Genomic DNA, 19587 nt, shown 5'->3' with positions numbered 1-19587 from the left:
CCGCTGCTGGGTAGCAGCCAGACAGACACCCGGTCGACTACACGGTCTGATCACACGTCATCGTACTTGTGTTTCCCGTGAGTTGTGAGGTCAAGACAGCTGCAGCAGACCGCGCAGCAGGTCACGGCTCTCGTCCGGGCCGGGGCTGTCCTGCTGGAGCTCCTTGAGCGCCTGCTCGTACTGGGTGACGTCCTCGCGCTTGTCCAGATAGAGCGCGCTGGTCAGCTGCTCCAGGTACACGACGTCGGACAGGTCGGACTCGGGGAAGCTGAGGATGGTGAAGGCGCCGCTCTCGCCGGAGTGCCCGCCGAAGCCGAACGGCATGATCTGCAGCCGTACGTTGGGGCGCTGGGACATTTCGATCAGGTGCTGGAGCTGGCCGCGCATCACGTCGCGGTCGCCGTAGGGACGGCGCAGGGCGGCTTCGTCGAGGACGATGTGCAGCTCGGGCGCGTGCTCCGCGAGCAGGTGCTTCTGCCGCTCCAGGCGCAGCGCGACCCGCCGCTCCACGTCGGCCGCGCTCGCGCCCTTCATGCCTCGCCGCACCACCGCGCGGGCGTACTCCTCGGTCTGCAGGAGGCCGTGCACGAACTGCACCTCGTACACCCGGATCAGGGAAGCGGCGCCCTCCAGGCCCACATAAGTGGGGAACCAGCTGGGCAGCACGTCCGTGTAACTGTGCCACCAGCCCGCGACGTTGGCCTCCCGGGCGAGGGAGAGCAGCGACTCGCGCTCCACCTCGTCCGTGATGCCGTACAGCGTCAGCAGGTCCTCCACGTCCCTGGTCTTGAAGCTCACCCGGCCCAGCTCCATCCGGCTGATCTTCGACTCGGAGGCGCGGATGGAGTAACCCGCCGCCTCGCGCGTGATCCCCCGTGCTTCACGCAGTCGCCTGAGTTGCGAGCCGAGCAGCATGCGCCGCACCACCGATCCGGGCTCTCCCGCGCTCACGTTCGCCAGCCTCCCCAACCGTCTTCAGGGGCCGAAGTCTGCCACTAAAACACTTCGAGCAGTACTCGGCCGGTTACGGAAACGGAAAGAGGTCAGCCGTTTTGGGCGGGGAAGAGGACAGGACCTGTGACAGCAACCGCTTCAACTTGGCGGAAAAAATGGCCAAGAAGCGGGGCGGGCAGGTTCAATTCGGTCGCGTGCACGTGCATCTGCCCTTGCATCTGCCGTTCGCATCCGAAAGCATGGTGCCGCGCCACCGCTGCATCGCAACGACCGCGAATTCCCGGGAGTGCCTCGCATGGGAACGAATGGATCGACCATGCTCAAGCCGTTACGGCAGGGCCTTCCGCCGCTGGACCCCGCAGCCGTGTCCGATGCCGCCTCCTGCGCTCTGCCCGCCCGGTACGAAGCGGTGCGCGAGGCCAGACATTTCACCCGTCGCACACTGGACCAGTGGGACGTGGGCGACCGCTTCGACGACATATGCCTCGTCGTCTCCGAACTGGTCACCAACGCCCTGCGGCACGGCCTGCCACTGACCCACCACCACCCTTGCGACCCGGCCGACGCGGGCTGCGCCGACCGCCAGTCCCCGGTACGGCTGCACTTGATGCGCTGGACCGAGCGGCTGGTGTGCGCGGTGCGCGACCCCAGCCACGAGACCCCCGCCCCGCGCGACTCGGACGACTTCTCGGCCGAGTCGGGCCGCGGCCTGTTCCTGGTCGACTCCTTCGCCGACAGCTGGGGCTGGCACCCGCTCGCGGGCAACCTCGAGGGCAAGGTCGTCTGGGCGCTGTTCCGGCTCCGGCCGGCCGACTGACGCGGCCCGGCGCCGACGGATGCCGCGGTTCTACGCGCGTACATCCGGACTTCACCCGACCCCGGCCGGCCCGCCGTGACCCCTCGGTCGCGTCAGGGCCGGTGAGTCGTTTCAGCCGGCCACCAGGTGATCGAACTCGCCGTCCTTGACACCGAGGAGCATGGCCTCGATCTCCGCGCGTGTGTAGACGAGCGCGGGCCCGTCCGGGAAGCGCGAGTTGCGTACGGCCACCTCGCCGCCGGGCAGCCGCGCGAACTCCACACAGGAGCCCTGCGAGTTGCTGTGCCTGCTCTTCTGCCAGGCCACTCCGTCCAGCTGCGTGGCAGCCATGCCGTTGTACACGTCGTACCCCCCGTACACGCCGTCAACGTCGCGGTCCACAGGTCGCTCCCCGGTGGTGCACTGGCTGGTGAGGCCATAGATGCTGTGGTCAACTGACCCGGATCATAACCCCGTTCACGTGCAGATGCATGGACAGATGCACGTGCACGGGGGGTGTTCCCGCGATTACACCTTTGACGCCCGCTTTACCGAAGCCGGTCCAGCGTCTGCCCCAGAGACGGCAGTACATGCCCCCTCCAGCCCCCGTCCATGATCTTCCGTGCCATCAGCTGCGCCGGGTCGTCCGGATCGAACCCTTCGTGCACTAGGAAGAGACGCGTACCACGCCCTTCGTGTTCCAGGGTCCATGTGATGGTCCAGTCCGCGGGATTGGCGGGATCGGCATCCGCCCAGCGGAGGGACAGCATCCGCTCGGTGTCGTAGGCGAGAACCTGCACTTCTACGACGCCGGAGAAGCGGGAGTTGGGACGCGGGACCGAGGTCATCCGGTACCGGTGGCCGACCTCGAGGCGGAAGTCCTCGGAGCCGGGCATCTGCCAGCGGGCGAGCAGCTCGGGCTCGGTCAGGGCCCGCCAGACCTTGGCGGGCGGATGAGGGAAGAACTGGTCGACGCGGATCGTGGTGAGGTCGTCGGCGTCGCCGGGCGGTGCGGTGCTCATGGGCGGTCATCGTCGGGCATACGGTCGAGGAGATCGCCGAGACCCTTCATCCGGTCCCGCCAGAACCGCTCGTACGGATGGAGCCAGTCCTGCACCTCGGCGAGCGGGGCCGCCTCCAGGCGGTAGATGCGCTGCCGGCCGGAGCGCTGCTCGCAGACGAGGCCGGCCTCCCGGAGCACCTTGAGGTGTTCCGAGAGGCTCGGGCGGCGCATGTCGAAGTGGTCGGCCAGGCTCTGGACGGGCTGCGGTCCGCGCTCGCGCAGCAGCCGCAGCACTTCCCTGCGTGTGGCGTTGGCGAGCGCGGCGAAGACGCGGTCCTCGTCGGCGGTACCCGTCCCGTTCATGGAGCGGTCAGAAGCCTTCCTTCTCCGTCAGCAGCATCAGACCGTTGCCGTCGGGGTCCGCGAAGGAGGCCATGCGCCCCCAGGGGAGCTCGTCCGGTCCCTGCACGAGGACCCCGGCCTCGGCGAGCCGGGCGCAGTCCGCGTCGACGTCGGTCGTGACCAACATGATCCCCTGTGCGGAGCCGGGTCCGGCACCTTTTTCCCGGGGTGCACCCCCGGACCCCCGGCCCATGCCCGGCCCGGAGAGCGTGAAGACGGTCTGGGCTCCCGCGGGGGCCACCTGGAGCCAGCGGCCCTGGGGCATGTCCCGGTCGGCGGTGACCTCGAGGCCGAGGACCTCCGTGTAGAAGCGCAGCGCGCGGTCCTGATCGGAGACGGGAAGCGTGACGAAAGAGGCGTGTGTGATGGCCATGCCCCGAAGAATAGGTAGGCAATTACCTACGCGTCAATCGTAGGAGATTGCCTACCTATATGCGTTCACCTGCTGGAGTACGGCAGCAGCGCCATCTCCCGTGCGTTCCTGACCGCCCGCGCCAGGAGTCGCTGCTGCTGGGCGGTGACCCGGGTGACCCGGCGGCTGCGGATCTTGCCGCGGTCGGAGACGAACTTCCGGAGCAGGTCGGTGTCCTTGTAGTCGATATAAGTGATCCCGGCCCGGTCCAGCGGGTTGGGGCGGCTCTTGGCGGGCTTGCGGTCGCTCGTGCGAGGCATCAGACCTCCAGCAGGGTGTCGAAGGCGGGCGGCAGCTTCCTCCAGGCGTCGCGCCCGGCGGCGTACTCGGCATCGGTGAGCAGACAGGACTCCAGGAGGTGCTCCAGTCCGTCGCGGTCGAGGCCGGGCGAGGTGAAGACGAGGTGGTTGCAGCAGTCGCCGTGCTCTTGGTGCCAGTCCAGCGCGGCGGCGGCCCGGCGCACCGGCGGGACCATCTCCCAGGCCGCGTCGGGCAGCGCGGCCAGCCACGGGCCCGCGCTCTCGACGCACAGCGCACCGCCGGCCGCGTCCCAGTGCAGCAGCACATCGGGTTTGTCGGCGAGCCAGAACCGGCCCCGGCTGCGGGCCGCGGCGCAGGTCAGGTCCTCCAGGGCCGCGTACAGCCGCTCGGGATGGAAGGGGCGGCGGCGGTTCCAGACCAGGGTGGAGACACCGTGGCCGTCGGCTTCGGCGGGTAGGAGGGCGCAGGCCGGGTGCTGGGCCGCCGCGGCCGCCTCCACGTCGAAACCGGCGAGGGCGGCCGCGGCCAGCGGGGAGGACGCCGCGGGTGCGCCCGCCGGGCCACCGTGGCCGATCGGAACGCGGCGGGCCGTCGGATGGAGTTGCGCGAGCAGCTCGCGGTCCTCGTCGTCGGCCTCCGGCGAGTCGGCCACGGCGAGGACGGGGGCGTACTCCAGCTGGCGGGCGAAGGTGTCGGCGACCGTGCGCCGGTCGGTGGCGGCCGCGGCGAGCCCCGCGTCCACGAGGTCGTCGCCGTTGCCGAGGTACGGCAGCACCAGCGCCGGGTCGACCGCGGTGATCACGCCGGTGACGGTGAGGCCGCCGGCCGTGACCACCTCGGCCATCGCCTTGGGCTCGACCGAGTCCCACAGCTCGACGACCGCGAGGCGGGTCGTGCCGTCATCGGCGAGGCGGCGCAGCTCCGGCACCAGGTCCTCGCGCAGGGCGCAGCACGCGCAGTCGTTGACCAGGGGCGCCTCGCCGGCAGAGAGGATGCCGTCACGGTCGCGGACGGTGCGCACGACCGTGCCGGCCACGGCCGTCGCCAGGTCGTGGTGGAGGACGACGCTGCCGGGGACGTCGGCGAGGAGCCGGTCCACGGCCGCCCTGCGGGCCTCGGCGTGCAGCCCGCCGACGACCGTCACGGACAGACTCACGCCCCGCCCCGCTTCCCGTACCGGCGCTCGAAGCGCTCCACCCGGCCGGCCGTGTCCAGGACGCGGGCGGTGCCGGTGTGGAAGGGGTGGCTGACGTCGGAGATCTCGACGTCCACGACGGGGTAGGTGTGGCCGTCCTCCCACTCGATCGTCTTCTCGCTCGTCATCGTCGAGCGGGTGAGGAAGGCGTGGCGGGCGGCACGGTCACGGAACACGACGGGCCCGTAATCGGGGTGGATTCCCTTGCGCACGGCGGTGTCTCAGCGCTCCTCTCGGAAGTCGACGTGACGGCCGACGGCCGGGTCGTACTTGCGCAGCGTCATGCGATCCGGGTCGTTGCGGCGGTTCTTGCGGGTCACGTAGGTGTAGCCGGTCCCGGCGGTGGACCGGAGCCTGATGACCGGGCGGAGTTCGTTGCGTGCCATGCTGCTATGGTACTGAAAATGAAATCCATTACCAATCACCAACGAGGAGAGGTACGTCACCCGTGTCCGCCCACTGCATGCTGACCGGCGCCCGGCCGGGGTTCGGCAACCGCATCTCCCGCTCCCACCGGCGCACCTCCCGGCGCTTCGACCCGAACATCCAGACCAGGCGCTACTGGCTGCCCGGCGAGGGCCGGTACGTCCGGCTGCGACTGAGCACGAAGGCGATCAAGACCGTGGACGCCATCGGCGTCGAGGCGGCCGTGGTCCGGATCCGCGCCCGGGGAGTGAAGGTCTGATGGCGAAGAAGAGCAAGATCGCGAAGAACGAGCGCCGCAAGGAAGTCGTCGCCCGGTACGCCGGGCGCCGCGCCGAGCTGAAGGAGATCATCCGGCGGCCCTCCAGCACGGAGGCCGAACGGCTCGCCGCACAGCGGGAGTTGCGCGGGCAGCCGCGGGACGCCAGCGCCACGCGCGTGCGCAACCGCGACCAGGTGGACGGCCGGCCGCGCGGCTACCTGCGCACGTTCGGTCTGTCCCGGGTGAGCCTGCGAGCGCAGGCTCACAAGGGATTCCTGCCCGGCGTTCGGAAGTCGTCCTGGTAACGGCTGATAGCTTGCTGCGGTCCCTCCGGCCACGGGCGGCCGACCACTGGAGCATGGGAGCTTGACGTGACGACGGCGACTGCAAGGGTGCGGACGGCGGCCGCGGCCGCGGGGCTGGTGGGCGTGCTCGCCCTGACCGCGTGCAGCGGGAGCGGCTCCAAGGACGACACCTCCTCCTCGACACCGAGCGCGACCCCGACGTCCACCGGTGGCGCCACGGGCGCGGTGACGGGCGCCTCCGACAAGCTCCAGGGCAGCTGGATCACCACCAGCAAGGGCACGATCGTGGCCCTGGTGATCACCGGGAAGAAGGCCGGGCTCTTCGCGACCGGCGGCTCCGTGTGCAGCGGCGCCGCGGGCGCCGAGTCGGGCATGCAGATGATCCATCTGACCTGCACCGACGGCAACAAGGACCGGGGCACCGGCATGGTCGACTCGGTGAACAAGGACGGTATGAAGGTGACCTGGTCGGGCAAGCTCGGCCAGGAGACCTACACCAAGGCCGAGGGCGGCAAGCTGCCCCCGGGTCTGCCGACGGCAGCCGCGAAGTCCTGACGGCGCGCCCGGAGCGGTCGCCTTCCCGGCCGTTTCCCCCTCGGCGTCAAGCGTCTGCGCATCCTCGTCGGAATCAGGTGAATTCGGCCGGGCCGGGCGATCGGGGCCAGGGCGCATGGGCCATGATGCGGGAAGACCGCCACGACCTCGATGGGGACCTGCTCATGCGCGCCATTCCGCTCACCGTCACCGCCCTCGCCGCCGCTCTCCTGCTGACCGCATGCAACGACAGCGGGGGCGGCAAGAACGGCAAGAGCAGCTCCGCCTGCGAGATCGGCGGGGTGTCGGTGCAGATCGGATCGGCGAGCGTGGCGCCGAAGGCCGGTGACACGGGCGAGGTGCCCGTCAGCATCACCAACCAGAGCGCTCCCTGCACCCTGGACCACTTCCCGAGCGCATCGCTGAAGACGGGCGGCGCCGACGTGGACGTGCCCGTGCAGCAGGGTGCGAAGGCCCAGAAGCTGAAGCTCGCCAAGGGCGACTCGGCGACCTTCACCATCAGCTATGTGCGCGGCAAGGAGGGTGACAAGTCCGGTCTGGCGGCGAAGACCGTGAAGATCGCCCTGCCCGGCTCCGAAAGCACCCGAAGCTTCCCGTGGTCGTACGGACCCGTCGCCGCCAAGGGCTCCTCGAACACCCCGGACGCCTCCGTCAGCGCCTTCCAGCAGGTCGGGGACTGATCATCCGCGCGTCGGCACGAGGTCTCACGTCGGCACGGGGGCCCGCGTCGGCACGGGGTCTCACGGCAGTCGCGGGCGGGTCCTGACCTGGGCCCGGTCCGCCGCCCGTGCGCCCTCCGTCCAGCCCGCCGCGTCGCTCACGCCGCGCAGCCGGGTCGTGGTGGTCTCGGGGAACATGCGCTCCAGCCGGTCGGTGACGGCTATGTCCCGGGTGGCGAGGACCGGCAGCAGGTCCTGGGTCACCTGGGTCTCGGCCGCGGCCGCGAGGCGGTCGCCGACGCGGTGGGCGTAGGCCGCGAGGAAGGACTGCCGGAAGGTCTTGGTGCGCTTGCGGCCGCCGGCTCTCTGGGCGGCCTCCGCCTTGGTCATCGCGTGCGTGGCCTGCACCAGCAGCGAGGTGTAGAGCAGCTCGACGGCCTCCAGGTCCGCCTCGAAGCCGACGACCGTCGAGAAGGCCAGCGGTTCGTTCCACACCGCGCGGCAGTGGTTGGCCGTGGCGACCGCGTCCAGGAGGACCGCCTTGGCCTGCTCGTACGGCGGCTCGACGCCGATGCGGCAGGCGCCGGGCGCGTCCGACGCGGGGGCACCGGCGGCCAGCAGCGCCTCGTCGACGCTGTGCCGGGCCATCAGCTCCTGCGCCTTGGCGCTCAGCGCCTCCGCCTCCTCCGGATAGTCGGTCGCCTCGGCCTTGGCGAGCAGCGCGCGGATCCGGGTGAGCATGCGGGAGGCGGCGGGCCCGTGCTCGCGGCGGGGCTCTTCGAGGGGCTCCAGGGTGGGCAGGCGCAGCAGCAGGCGGTACAGCCGGAGGACGGCGGTGGCGTGCGAGAAGCGGTCGGCTCCGCGGGCGGGGTCCGCCGGCAGGGCCTCCAGCTGGCCGGCCCAGCGGCGCCCGCGCGGGCGGTCCTGCCCGGCCTGCGCCCGGATCAGCCTCGCGGCCAGGCGTACGTGGAGGTCCTCCAGCTCCCGCCGCACCAGCCGTACGACATCGGCGGGCTGCCAGCCGCGCTGCCAGGCGGCCGCGACGAACTCCTCGCCCCGCCGAGCCAGTTCGGCATCCGCGGCGGGGTCGGCGGCGAGCAGGGAGGCGCCGGTGTCGAGTCCGGTGTCGGTGTCGTCGTACAGGGCGGCCCTCAGGGCCCGCTCGACGGTGCTGGCAGCGCTGGTCACACCGCCGATCGTGCCACGCGCCACTGACAGCGGGCCCGCCGGCCCGTCCGGCGGATCGTGCCGGCGCCCGGCCGTCCACACCCTGTGGACAGTCTCAGGCGCGGGCGGCCGCCTCCCGGACGCGGTCGAGGGCGTCGCCCGACAATCGCCGAGCGGAGGGCATCGGGACGGACACCCGCTGTCAACCTTCGGTTGACAGCCAGAGGGTGGCAACCTACGGTTGACACATGGCGAGCAATCCGAACATCAGGGCATCCGTACGCCTCGACGACCTCATCGAGGCCATCAAGACAGTTCACACCGAGCCCCTCGACCAGCTCCAGGACGCGGTGATCGCCGCCGATCACCTCGGTGACGTGGCCGACCATCTGATCGGTCACTTCGTCGACCAGGCCCGCCGCTCGGGGGCGTCCTGGACCGACATCGGCAAGAGCATGGGCGTGACCCGGCAGGCGGCGCAGAAGCGGTTCGTGCCGAAGGAGTCGGCCGATCTCGACCCCAGCCAGGGATTCAGCCGTTACACCACGCGCGCGCGGAACGTGGTCATGGCCGCCCACAACGAGGCCGTGGCGGCACACAACCCCGAAGGCCGCCCCGAGCACCTGGTCCTGGGGCTGCTGGCCGAGCCGGAGGGCCTGGCCGCGCATGCGATCACCGCGCAGGGCGTCGTGCTCGACTCCGTGCGCCAGGCCGCGACCGCCGCGCTCCCGCCGGCCGCGGAGAACGCCCCCGACCTCGTCCCCTACGGTCCGGAAGCCAAGAAGGTCCTGGAACTCACCTTCCGCGAGGCGCTCCGGCTCGGCCACAACTACATCGGCACCGAGCACCTGCTGCTGGCCCTGCTGGAGCACGAGAACGGCCGGGGCGTGCTCAGCGGACTCGGCCTCGACAAGGCCGCCGTCGAGGAGTACCTGGGCAAGACGCTGGCGCCGCTGCTGGAGCAGAAGCGGCAGGACGCCGCTCAGGAAGACTGAAACCGCAGGTCACGACGATTGTCAGTGCCGCCTGCCACACTCGCGGACATGACGGACCGGTGGGCACTCGCACCGGCCGAGGACGGTGGCGTGGACGTCGCCCCCCTCGGCCCGGACGGGCTGCCCGCCGGGCCGGTGCGGCGGGAGAGCGATCTCGCCGGGGCGGTGCGGAGCCGCCCGGAGGTGATGCGCTGGGTGTGGCGGTCGACCGCCGAGGTCTACCCGCGTCTGCTCGCCACGGGGGTGCGAGTGGAGCGGTGCTACGACATCGAGGACGCCGAAACACTCCTGCTGGGCCACGAGGGCCGGCACGGCGAGCCACGCTCGGCCGCCGCCGCCCTGGCCCGCCTCCGGGGCGGCCCCGTACCGCCCGATCCGCCGCAGCGCTCGGCCGCACCGGGCGCCCAGTCGCCGCTGTTCGAGCCGTCCGGCGCCCGCATGCCTCTCGCCGACCTCCTCACGGTCTACGCCGAGCAGCAGCGGCGGCACGAGAAGACCGCCCACCCGGACCGGATGCGGCTGCTGACCGCCGCCGAGTCGGCGGGAATGCTGGTGGCCGCCGAGATGAACGGTGCCGGTCTCCCCTGGAGCGCCGAGGTCCACCGCGAGCTGCTGCACGACCTGCTCGGCGAGCGGTACGCGGGCGGGGGCGAGCCGCGCCGCCTCGCCGAGCTGGCCGACGAGGTGTCCAAGGCCTTCGGCCGCCGGGTGCGGCCCGACCTGCCCGCCGACGTGATCAAGGCGTTCGCGCAGGCCGGGATCAAGGTTAGGTCCACCCGCCGCTGGGAGATCCGCTCCATCGACCACCCGGCCGTGGAACCCCTGCTGGAGTACAAGAAGCTGTACCGCATCTGGGTCGCGCACGGCTGGTCCTGGCTGCAGGACTGGGTGCGCGACGGCCGCTTCCGGCCGGAGTTCCTCGCCGGCGGCACGGTCACCGGGCGCTGGGTGACCAACGGCGGGGGCGCGCTGCAGATCCCCAAGGTGATCCGGCGGGCCGTGGTCGCCGACCCCGGCTGGCGGCTGGTCGTGGCCGACGCCGACCAGATGGAGCCGCGCGTGCTCGCCGCGATCTCCCGGGACCCCGGCCTGATGGAGGTCGCCGGCCGCGCGAGCGACCTCTACCAGTCCGTGTCCGACCACGCCTTCTCCGGCGACCGGGAGCAGGCCAAGATCGCCGTGCTCGGCGCGGTCTACGGCCAGACCTCCGGCGACGGTCTGAAGAACCTCGCCGCGCTGCGCCGCCGCTTCCCCAGGGCGGTGGCCTACGTGGACGACGCCGCGCGGGCCGGCGAGGAGGGCCGCCTGGTGCGCACCTGGCTGGGCCGGACCTGCCCGCCCGCCGCCCGGGCGGACGAGGACACGGCGGAGGAGGCGGGCATCCCGGTCGCCGAGGACGACACCGACGGCGGGGCCTGGGTCCCCGGCTACGCCTCCACCAACTCCCGCGCGCGGGGCCGCTTCGCACGGAACTTCGTCGTGCAGGGCAGCGCGGCCGACTGGGCACTGCTGCTGCTCGCCGCGCTGCGCCGGGCCTGCGCGGCCCTCGCGGCCGAGCTGGTCTTCTTCCAGCACGACGAGGTGATCGTGCACTGCCCCGCCGAGGAGGCCGACACGGTCGTCCGGGCCATCCAGGACGCCGCCGACCTCGCCGGACGGCTGACCTTCGGCGACACCCCGGTGCGCTTCCCGTTCACGACGGCGGTGGTGGAGTGCTATGCCGACGCCAAATGAACGCCTCTTGCCACGCCTCTTACGACGCCTGGCCGTCCGCCTCTTACGACGCCGGGCCGTCCGCCAGCAGCTCCCGCAGTTCCTCCAGCACCGCGTGCTCGTCCGTACCGTCCAGCGCCGCGAGGGCCGCGCGCCAGATGTCGTACGCCTCCGGCCACCGCCCCCGCTCGCGCAGCAGCAGCCCGTACTGGTGGCGGGCGAGTCCGCCGATGTAGCGGTCGGCCCGGGCGTCGGCCCGGTGCAGCAGCTCGGCGCACTCGTGGGTGGCCCGCTCGGACTCGCCCAGCCGCCGCAGCGCGCGGACCAGACCGAGCCGGGTCTGCGACTCGCCGTGCCAGTCGCCGTGCCCGCCGAGGATGCTCAGACTCTCCTCGAAGTGCCGGGCCGCAGCGGCCGGTTCGCCGAGGGCGAGATGGGCGTAGCCGATGTTGCAGTGCGCCGTGTGCTGCACGATGACCGCGCCGATGGCGTCCCCGATCGCCAGCGAGCGGCGGTGCTGCTCGATGGCGGCCCGCGGATCGGTGTGCTCGTAGAGGTTGCCGAGGTGGCTGTGAGTGACGGCCTCGCCGTAGGGGTCGTTCAGCTGCCGGCAGTAGCCGAGGCTCTGCCGCAGCGCCTCCCCGGACTCCGCGTACCGTCCGAGCCCCTCCAGCAGCAGCCCCCGGTTGTTCAGGCTGCGCCGGATCCAGGAGACCGTGCCGAGCCGGCACCAGATCACCAGGGCCTGGTCGGTGAGGGCGAGGGCGTCGTTCTGCCGGCCGGTCAGGTAGTGCAGGCCCGCCAGGTCGCCGAGCGCGTACGCCTCCGCCGCCGCGTCCCCGAGCCGCCGCGCCACGCCGAGCGCGGCCCGCCCCAGCACCTCCATCTCGGCGACCCGGCCGCCGCGCTGCACATAGGGGAAGAACAGCCGGACGAGCGAGGACAGATACGCGGCCCGGCGGTCGTCGGCCGTGTCCGCGTTGCGCTCCACCAGCGCGACGATGTTCTCCAGCTCCACCTCGCCCCAGGCGAAGGCCATCTCGGCGGACTCGAAGGGCACCAGTGCCGCCACGTCCGCCCCGTGCTCGGGCGGCTGGGCGGCGGTGGGCCGGCGGCGGTCGTCCTGGTCGAGACCGGGCTCCACGATGGCGATGAGGGCACGCTCGGCGACGGCGGCGTACCAGCGCAGGGCGGTGAGATCGGCGTCGGTGGCCGGCTCGGGGCTCTTGGCGGCCAGTTCGCGGGCGAAGTCGCGCACCAGGTCGTGCGGGGCGTAGCGGCCGTACGCCGTCTCCTCCAGCAGGGCCACGTCCACCAGCCGGTCCAGGGCGGCCTCGGCCCGGCGCTCGTCGGTGCCGGTGAGGCGGGCGACCAGCGGAGCGCCGTAGGCCGACAGGTCGAGGGCGCCGATGTGGCGCAGGACGAGCGCCGCGTCCCGGTCGGCCTCGCGTTCGGCGGCGGCGAGGGCGTCGTGGGCGACGGCCAGGGAGCGGCGGACGCTCAGGTCGTCGTACTCCAGGTGGTGCAACCGGCCCTCGGTGGCGGCCAGTTGCCGGGCCAGCACGTCCGGGGTCAGGGCCCGGCGGGCGGCCAGCCGGGCGGCGACGACCCGCAGCGCGAGCGGGAGCCTGCCGGTCAGCTCGACCAGGGCGTGGCCGGCGTCGAGTTCCTCGCGTCCGCTCACCGCGCGCAGCAGCGCCGCGCTGTCCTCCCCGCTGAGCGGGCCGAGCGGGAAGCGGCGGGCGCCGTCCAGGGCGGTCAGCGGGGAGCGGCTGGTGACGATCACTGCGCAGCCGGGGCCGGCCGGCAGCAGGGGGCGCACCTGGGCCGCGCTCGCCGCGTCGTCCAGCAGCAGGAGGATGCGGGCCGGGGCGAGGAGGGAGCGGAGCAGGGCGGCGGCCGCGTCCGGGTGTTCGGGGATGCTGCGGGGCTCGGCGCCGAGGTCGCGGAGGAGTCCTACGAGGGCCTGGGCCGAGGTGAGTGGGGGCATGCCGGGGGTGGCGCCGTGCAGGTTGATGTACAGCTGGCCGTCCGGGAAACGTGCCCGCAGTGCGTGGGCCGCGTGCAGGGCGAGGGCGCTCTTGCCTACGCCGGCCATGCCGCTGATCACTGCGAGGTGGCTTCGCTGGGTGGCGAGGGTGTGCTGGAGCTCGCGCAGTTCGGTGGCGCGGCCCGCGAAGATGGCGGGGGCGGGCGGGAGTTGGGCGGGGGCGGGCGGGGTGTGGGGCGGCACCCGGCCTCCGGCCGGGTGCGTCTTCCCACCCGCACCACCCGTGCTGCTTTCGTCGTCGGGTGCGGGTGGCCCCTGCGGGGCGGAAGCGCCGTCGGCGGGTGCGGCGTGGAGAGGCGACCCGCCGTCGGCAGGCGCAGGCGCGGATGCGGGGTGGAGAGGCGACCCACCGACGGCAGGCGTGGGCGCGATGTCGAGAGGCGGCTCCCCGACGGCAGGCGCGGGTGCGGGGTGGAGAGGCGACCCGCCGACGGCAGGCGCGGGCACGATGTCGAGAGCCGGCTCCCCGACGGTGGGTGCGGGAGTGTCGGAGCGGGGCGGCTCGGCGGCGGTGGATGGCGGTTCGCCGGGGCGAGGGGGCTCGGTGGCTGTAGGTGCCTGCGTGCCGTGACGGGGCCGCTCGCTGTCGGCCGGCGGGTGGGGTGGGTTCGGGTCGTCGGCGGCCGGGGTGGGGGTGTGCCTGAGGGGAGGCGCGGACTTGAGGGAGGGCCTTCTGGACTTGGGGGGTGAGAAGACGCGCAGGACCTCCATGTGGGCCTCGCGGACGGCGGGGCCGGGCTCGACGCCGAGTTCCTCGATCAGGCGGGCGCGCAGGTCGCGGTGGACGGCCAGGGCTTCGGCCTGGCGGCCGGTGCGGTGCAGGGCGAGCATCAGCTGGCGGTGGTACGCCTCACGCAGCGGATGCCCGGCGATGAGCGCCGCCAGCTCCGGGACGAGCCCGGCCAGCCTGGCTCCCCCGAGGTCGAGTTCGGCGTCGTAGCGCCACTCCAGCAGGAGCAGCCGCGCCTCCTCCAGGCGCTGCACGAGGGCGTAGCCGCCGAAGTCGGCGGGCAGCCCGCTCAGCGGTGTGCCGCGCCAGAGCGCGAGCCCGGCCGTGCAGGCGCGCACGACACCCGCCCAGTCCCGCCGGGCGTGCGCGGCGCGCGCCTCGGCGACCCGGGCGTCGAAGACGTGCACGTCCAACTCGCCGTGGTCGACGCGCAGCAGATAGCCGGGCGGCACGGCCCTGAGCCGCTCGGGGTCGTCCAGCAGCCGGCGCAGCCGGGTGACGTGGTTGTGCAGCGAGGCCTGCGCCGACACGGGGGGCGCCCCGCCCCACAGGGCGTCCTTCAAGGACTCGACCGACACCACCCGGCCGGCCTCCAGCAGCAGCGCGGCGAGCAGGACGCGCACCTTGGGGCTGCCGATGGGGTGGAGGAGGTTGTCGGGGACGGGATCGGAGGCGTAGCCCGAACCCGGAAGGGCACCGTCCGAGGCCCCCTCAGAAGCGTCGTCCGAAATGCCGTACGACTGTCGGTCGTAGAGGACGGGTGACCCAAGGAGTCCGAAACGCAGCTCGCATCGCCGCATCACGTCGCCCACTGCCTTCCCGCGGTCCTGTCCGACCGTGCTGCGCGACGGGCTCTCGCCCGCCGTTCCCTGGCGGAATCCCGCCCCATTTCCCATGGCTTCCTGCCGCCGCCCGCCTACCGGTCGGGGCCGGAATCCCTGGGATTTCCGCTTGTTGCCGCCTTCTCCCGGCGACTTCCGGCCGACCGGTTCGCGACCTACGCAGGAACCGTTGGCCACATGTTAGCGATCTGTTGGTGGGCCCTGATGTGATCAATCCATCGGATCCGGTCGACGGCGCGCGCGTGATGTCGCGCAACTCGGGGGAGTGTCGCCGTAGGCCTGGTCCGGGGACCTGAAATGGCCCCGGTCGGCGGAGGTGACCGACCGGGGCCTGTCCCGCGCCCTCGAACCCCCGCACGGCCCTGGCTCAGCTCCTGACCCGGCCTCGCCCAGCCCTGCCCGGCCTTCGGCTCAGATGACGGGCGGGCGCCCCAGCCGGGTGAGCCGCCACACCGTCCGCCAGCGCATGGGCCGGCGCTCGCCGGCCGGCTCCCGCAGCCCCTCCACGAACCCGCCGAACCAGGCCCGCAGTCCGGCCGTGGAACGGGTGCGGGCGAGGGTGAGCAGCGTCCACACCCCCAGGTGCAGCGGAACGAGCGGCAGGGGCAGCCTGCGCCGGACGAGCCAGACCCGGTTGCGGGCGTTGACGCGGTAGTAGATGGCGTGCCGGGCCGGCGAGGTCTTGGGGTGCTGCAGGAGCAGTTCGGGGACGTAGCGGATCTTCCAGCCGGCGTCGGCGGCCCGCCAGGCGAGGTCGGTCTCCTCGTGCGCGAAGAAGAACTCGGCGGGCCAGTCGCCGGTCTCCGCCAGCATCTCCATGCGCAGGGCGTGCCCGCCGCCGAGGAAGCCGGTCACGTCACCGCCGCGCATCGGGTCGGACTTGCCCACCCTGGGCACATGCCGCTGCTGGGTCTCGCCGTGCTCGTCGGCGATACGGAAGCCCACGATGCCAAGGCGCGGGTCGGCCGCGTACAGCTCGCGCACCCGGCGCAGCACATCGGCGTCCACGAGCAGTCCGTCGTCGTCCAGTTCCACGACGACGTCGACGTCGTCGTACTCGCGCAGCCGGGCGAGGGCCACGTTCCGGCCACCCGGGCAGCCGAGGTTCTCCTCGACGTCGATGGTGGTGACCCGGCCCGGCAGGGAGAGCCGTTCGGCGAACTCGGGCAGCCGGCAGCCGTTGCCGACGATCACGATGCGGGCGGGCTCGATGTCCTGCTTGGCCACGGACTCCAGCAGGGCGTCAACTTCGGCGGGCCGGTTGCCCATGGTCACCACGGCGACCGCGATCCTCGGCTCCACCACGTCCCTCACCCCATCCGGCCGACGGCGGCGCCACGTCCCGACCGCGCGGTGCTCGCCGTTCACCAAGATGTTGCCTCAAGGGCGCCGGTTCACTGGACCCCGATTCACTTGACACCCCCTTTGCTCCGCTTTTGTCCGTGCGTTTGCTTGTCTTTCCCTGCGCACGGCGCGGGGGCCTCCCCAGCCCGGCGCATGCCCCTCGGGGACCGCGTCCGGGCCCGCGAGCCCGGGGAACCGCGCTCGGGCGGCGGTCTCAGCAGACGCCGACGAGCGAGGATTCGCGCACCGCGAAGACGGTGTCGCAGCGGTCGCGCACACCGTCGTCATGGGTGGCGATGACCACCGCGCACCCGGCCTCGCTCATCTCGCGGAGGACGTCGACGACCATGGTGGCATTGGCGCGGTCGAGGGCACCGGTGGGTTCGTCCGCGAGCACGAGGGCGGGTTGCTTGACCATGAGCCGGGCGAGGGCCACGCGCTGCTGTTCTCCACCGCTGAGGTGGTGGATCCGCTCCCGCTCCCGCCCCGCCAGTCCGACCCGGTCGAGAGCCTCCGCGATGCCGGTGCCGGTCGTGCCGCGCGCGGCCCGGCGCGGTTTCACGGCCACCTCCAGATTGTCGGCGACGGTGGCGTTCTCGATCAGGGCGTAGTTCTGGAAGAGATAGCCGAGCACGTCGCGGCGGAAGCGCCGGGTCTCGCGGGGGCCGAACCGGGTGAGGTCCTGTCCCTCGTGGCGGATGGCGCCCGCGCTCGGCCTGTCGAGCAGGCCGAGGCAGTTGAGCAGGGTGGATTTGCCGGAGCCGCTGGGGCCGACCAGGGCCACCATCTCGCCGCGCCCGATGGTGAAGGTGACATCGGACCACAGCGTCCGGGCGCCGAAGGCCTTCGACAGTTTCTCGACATCGATCATGACGGTACTCCGGCTGGGTGGCGGGGATGCGTGGGTGCGGGGCTCATGCCTCGGTCGCCCCTTCCTTGACGATGCGGCGGTGGAACACGGCGAGGGTGACGAGGACCGCGCCGAGCTCGACGGTCACCAGCCCGGCGATGACGCCGACGTCCACCGCGGTGAGATGAGCGGGCGGGTAAGGGGCGGGGATCCCGGCGTCCGCGAACTCCCGGTACTTCCGGTTGTGCAGCCAGTTCTCGAACGGCACCCGGGTGGCGAGCACGACCGCGAGGGCCGCCTCCACGGCGAGGATGAAGCGGTGGGTGGTCGCGTATCTCCACCCGCTGATGTGCTGGACGAAGATGGCCTGCGCGTTCTTGCGGGAGTAGATGATGCAGACGCCGACACCGGCGATGAGGAGCACGGCCACGGCCACGACGAGGTTGAACAGGTCCAGCCGGAGCTCCCGGACGGCGTCCCTCCTCTTCAGGGCGGAGTTCTCGGCGACAGGACGCACGGCCGCCACGTAGGTCGACAGCTTGCCCGGCCCCTTGCCGTCGACGGCGCTCAGGACGTCGGCCGGGTCGGGAAAGACGATCCCCTCCTGGCTGGCGAACGCGGTGTAGAGGTCGTCGTCGATGACGTCCGACCCGTTGGGGATCACGACGACGACCGGGTCGTGGACGAGGGACCGGTCCTCCTCCGGGGCGTGGGCCGCGTTGTAGATCTCACTGCCGGGGTTGTAGGCGAACACGCGCTGGCCGTTCCTCGACCGGAACGCCTCCACGCGGATGTGCCGGCGGGAACCCACGTCCAGCACCCCGCGAACCGCGGTGGCGATGGCCGGGGTACGGGCGCTCAGCGACTGCGGGACGATGAGCCGCACCGCGTGCGTCCCGGGAGCCTTGCCGTCCCGGGGTGCCGGGCCGTAGCGCCGGCCCGCAGGGTCGAGGACCGGCTGCTTCCTCAGGAAGGTCTCGTTGACGAAGAGCACCTCACCGGTCGGCAGATGGGAGGTCGGGGCGATGCTCTGGAGGTCGCGGCGCCCGGCCACCACGACCTTGCCCGCCCGGTCGGCCCGGCGCAGCCATGGCCCGAGTTCCTTGATCACCTGTTTCGTCTCGCCGCGCAGACTTCCGTTGAGCCGGATGGTGACGGCGTCGCCCGCCTTGGCGTAAGCGGTCTGGCTCGCCTGACGCGCCAGGACGTTCTGGCCCGCATGGGCGACATCCACGGCGATGCCGAGGGCCAGCAGCATGGCCGGGACGCGCACCAGATAGGCGCTCGCGGTCGCCGCCCTGGCGGGCAGTTCGCCCCTGAGGGCGCGGAGCACCTCGACCTTGCCGGTCAGGGCGAGTACGGCGGCGTGTGCGGCCAGTGTCATGAGAACGAGCAGGCCGGCCAGGACCGCGGCGACCGCGGCGAACAGACCGAGCCGGGCGAAGCCGTTGTAGAAACCGAGGAAGGCGACCGCCGCGGCCGCCACGGCACCGAGGCTGATCGACCAGAACACCGCGAGCTGTCTCAGATCACGCAGCAGCAGGTCCGTGAAGGACATGCCCTGCAGCCGCAGGACCCCGTACGCCTTGGCGTTGAGCAGCACGCTCGCGCCGCACATCGTCACCGCGGCGAGCGCGACCACCCAGAAGGACCAGTACAGGGCACCGCCCTTGTAGGCGGTGGCCAGCTCGCTGTAGGAGAAGGGGTGGCTCACACCGGCCTGCAGGCCGAGGCGGGTGAACTCGGCCAGCAGCGCGTCGGCATCGGCGGACGACCCGAAGACGTAGTAATAGCCGCGCGGATCACGCTGTCCGATCTCGGAGATCGGATGCACATCCGTCCGGAAATTCCTGCTGAACTCCGGATATCCCTCATCCAGCCACGACGCCGCATCGGACCTCTTGCCCGCCGCGAGATACAGGTGGCGATGGCTGTCGGGGTCCCTCAGATCGGGCACCTCGCGAGCCACCGCGAACCCGTGGCGCGCGGAGAAGGACTCGATGTCCTGGGCCACCTGGCCACCGGTCGTCGAATTGCCGGAGTCGAACACCCAGACAAGAGCCGAGCTGCCCAGAACCCCGTCCTCGTCCAGTCCCCGCACGAACAGAAATGCCAGCACCGCGGAAAACGCCAGTACGGCTGCGTGGACGAACTTGATACCTCGGTGCAGCATGGATTTACCTAGCTCGAGGCCCTCGCCGGAACTCGGATCCCGCAGGGCTGGGACGGTGAACCCCGGCTGCGGGGACGAGTGACCCGCCCCCACAGCCGGGCGTGCCGGGACGCGTGGGCAGATGCCGAAGCGCCTACGGCCACAAGGGACTTACCGGCACGGAATGACTAGCAGTCCTTGGACCAGTACGCCTTGTTCTCGTTCGGCAGGATGTGGTCCTTGTCCGCGGAGGCCAGGGACCACTGGCCCTTCGCGGTGCAGCCGCTGAAGGACCAGTACTTGCCGTGCACCGACGACGAGTGCTGGACGTACGGGTGCTTGTAGTTGGACCACAGGGTGTTGGCACCCATGTCGTGGCTCCAGGTGCCGCCACCGACCGAGACCGTATCGGCCAGCGCCGGTGTGGCAGCGGCCATGATGATGGCGCCGGTCGCGAGAGCGGCCTTGACCCCGTTTCGCATGCTCAAGAGTGACTCCAAGTCATCTTGTTCTGGTC

22 protein-coding genes are annotated in these 19587 nt (G+C 72.0%); 7 read left to right on the top strand and 15 right to left on the bottom strand.

All coding sequences use genetic code 11. The features are described 5' to 3' along the window. Positions 1-90 precede the first annotated feature (90 nt). Positions 91-915, bottom strand: a complete 825-nt coding sequence (locus tag AVL59_RS02695) for a helix-turn-helix domain-containing protein (RefSeq protein WP_067299598.1) — start codon at positions 913-915, stop codon at positions 91-93. A 355-nt stretch (positions 916-1270) separates the two neighbouring features. Between AVL59_RS02695 and AVL59_RS02690 the strand changes: the two genes are divergently transcribed. After that, complete coding sequence (locus AVL59_RS02690; protein WP_067299597.1) at positions 1271-1771, top strand: ATP-binding protein; 501 nt, start codon at positions 1271-1273, stop codon at positions 1769-1771. Positions 1772-1882: 111 nt separating this feature from the next. Here the strand turns inward: AVL59_RS02690 and AVL59_RS02685 are convergent, their stop codons facing one another. The 8 genes from AVL59_RS02685 to rpmG all read right to left on the bottom strand — a co-directional run bounded on the left by AVL59_RS02685 (position 1883) and on the right by rpmG (position 5409). After that, a complete protein-coding gene (locus AVL59_RS02685) occupies positions 1883-2152 on the bottom strand; it encodes a DUF397 domain-containing protein (protein WP_067006203.1) in 270 nt (89 codons plus the stop codon). A 146-nt stretch (positions 2153-2298) separates the two neighbouring features. Further along, complete coding sequence (locus AVL59_RS02680; protein WP_067299596.1) at positions 2299-2772, bottom strand: SRPBCC family protein; 474 nt, start codon at positions 2770-2772, stop codon at positions 2299-2301. Continuing rightward, positions 2769-3116, bottom strand: coding sequence for an ArsR/SmtB family transcription factor (locus tag AVL59_RS02675; RefSeq protein ID WP_067299595.1), 348 nt, complete (start codon positions 3114-3116; stop codon positions 2769-2771). Before AVL59_RS02675 ends, AVL59_RS02680 begins: the two co-directional genes overlap by 4 nt. A gap of 7 nt (positions 3117-3123) precedes the next feature. Beyond that, entirely contained in the window at positions 3124-3528 is a 405-nt protein-coding gene (locus tag AVL59_RS02670) for a VOC family protein (RefSeq protein WP_067299594.1), read from the bottom strand. Positions 3529-3593: 65 nt separating this feature from the next. Then, positions 3594-3827 (bottom strand): 30S ribosomal protein S18, encoded by a 234-nt coding sequence (gene rpsR, locus AVL59_RS02665; RefSeq protein WP_067299593.1) that lies wholly within the window; start codon positions 3825-3827, stop codon positions 3594-3596. Continuing rightward, positions 3827-4984: a CobW family GTP-binding protein gene (locus AVL59_RS02660; RefSeq protein ID WP_067299592.1), complete on the bottom strand. Its 1158-nt coding sequence runs from the start codon at positions 4982-4984 to the stop codon at positions 3827-3829. Before AVL59_RS02660 ends, rpsR begins: the two co-directional genes overlap by 1 nt. Continuing rightward, entirely contained in the window at positions 4981-5235 is a 255-nt protein-coding gene (locus AVL59_RS02655) for a type B 50S ribosomal protein L31 (RefSeq protein ID WP_067299591.1), read from the bottom strand. The genes AVL59_RS02660 and AVL59_RS02655 overlap by 4 nt, the downstream gene beginning before the upstream one ends. A 9-nt stretch (positions 5236-5244) precedes the next feature. Beyond that, the gene (gene rpmG / locus AVL59_RS02650; protein WP_067299590.1) at positions 5245-5409 is read right to left on the bottom strand and encodes a 50S ribosomal protein L33; all 165 of its coding nucleotides are present in this window, start codon (positions 5407-5409) and stop codon (positions 5245-5247) included. Between the two features lie 62 nt (positions 5410-5471). Between rpmG and rpmB the strand changes: the two genes are divergently transcribed. The 4 genes from rpmB to AVL59_RS02630 all read left to right on the top strand — a co-directional run bounded on the left by rpmB (position 5472) and on the right by AVL59_RS02630 (position 7248). Beyond that, positions 5472-5708 (top strand): 50S ribosomal protein L28, encoded by a 237-nt coding sequence (rpmB, locus tag AVL59_RS02645; protein WP_067299589.1) that lies wholly within the window; start codon positions 5472-5474, stop codon positions 5706-5708. Then, positions 5708-6013: a 30S ribosomal protein S14 gene (gene rpsN, locus AVL59_RS02640; protein WP_067299588.1), complete on the top strand. Its 306-nt coding sequence runs from the start codon at positions 5708-5710 to the stop codon at positions 6011-6013. The genes rpmB and rpsN overlap by 1 nt, the downstream gene beginning before the upstream one ends. A gap of 66 nt (positions 6014-6079) precedes the next feature. After that, positions 6080-6568, top strand: coding sequence for a hypothetical protein (locus AVL59_RS02635; RefSeq protein ID WP_237281424.1), 489 nt, complete (start codon positions 6080-6082; stop codon positions 6566-6568). 164 nt (positions 6569-6732) lie between these two features. Continuing rightward, positions 6733-7248, top strand: a complete 516-nt coding sequence (locus tag AVL59_RS02630) for a DUF4232 domain-containing protein (RefSeq protein WP_067316822.1) — start codon at positions 6733-6735, stop codon at positions 7246-7248. Positions 7249-7308: 60 nt separating this feature from the next. Here AVL59_RS02630 and AVL59_RS02625 read toward each other — a convergent pair whose 3' ends face one another. Further along, positions 7309-8415, bottom strand: a complete 1107-nt coding sequence (locus AVL59_RS02625; protein ID WP_208870299.1) for a DUF2786 domain-containing protein — start codon at positions 8413-8415, stop codon at positions 7309-7311. 227 nt (positions 8416-8642) lie between these two features. Here AVL59_RS02625 and AVL59_RS02620 point away from each other — a divergent pair, with 227 nt between their 5' ends. Together AVL59_RS02620 and AVL59_RS02615 are read left to right on the top strand one after the other, a co-directional pair. Next, complete coding sequence (locus tag AVL59_RS02620; protein WP_067299586.1) at positions 8643-9389, top strand: Clp protease N-terminal domain-containing protein; 747 nt, start codon at positions 8643-8645, stop codon at positions 9387-9389. Between the two features lie 48 nt (positions 9390-9437). Next, positions 9438-11123, top strand: a complete 1686-nt coding sequence (locus AVL59_RS02615) for a bifunctional 3'-5' exonuclease/DNA polymerase (RefSeq protein ID WP_067316818.1) — start codon at positions 9438-9440, stop codon at positions 11121-11123. A 43-nt stretch (positions 11124-11166) separates the two neighbouring features. Here the strand turns inward: AVL59_RS02615 and AVL59_RS47385 are convergent, their stop codons facing one another. From AVL59_RS47385 to AVL59_RS02590, 5 genes are all read right to left on the bottom strand, one after another. After that, positions 11167-14682 (bottom strand): BTAD domain-containing putative transcriptional regulator, encoded by a 3516-nt coding sequence (locus AVL59_RS47385; protein WP_079147342.1) that lies wholly within the window; start codon positions 14680-14682, stop codon positions 11167-11169. 453 nt (positions 14683-15135) lie between these two features. Then, positions 15136-16029, bottom strand: coding sequence for a glycosyltransferase family 2 protein (locus AVL59_RS02605; RefSeq protein WP_079146499.1), 894 nt, complete (start codon positions 16027-16029; stop codon positions 15136-15138). A 253-nt stretch (positions 16030-16282) separates the two neighbouring features. Continuing rightward, complete coding sequence (locus AVL59_RS02600; protein ID WP_067299585.1) at positions 16283-16939, bottom strand: ABC transporter ATP-binding protein; 657 nt, start codon at positions 16937-16939, stop codon at positions 16283-16285. A 43-nt stretch (positions 16940-16982) separates the two neighbouring features. After that, positions 16983-19091, bottom strand: a complete 2109-nt coding sequence (locus tag AVL59_RS02595) for a hypothetical protein (protein WP_067299584.1) — start codon at positions 19089-19091, stop codon at positions 16983-16985. A 167-nt stretch (positions 19092-19258) separates the two neighbouring features. Next, on the bottom strand, positions 19259-19552 hold the full coding sequence (locus AVL59_RS02590) for a lactococcin 972 family bacteriocin (RefSeq protein ID WP_067299583.1): 294 nt from the start codon (positions 19550-19552) through the stop codon (positions 19259-19261). Between the last annotated feature and the right edge of the window lie 35 nt (positions 19553-19587).

Source organism: Streptomyces griseochromogenes, assembly GCF_001542625.1.
Lineage (GTDB): Bacteria > Actinomycetota > Actinomycetes > Streptomycetales > Streptomycetaceae > Streptomyces > Streptomyces griseochromogenes.
This window is presented reverse-complemented; position numbering and strand designations above follow the sequence as displayed.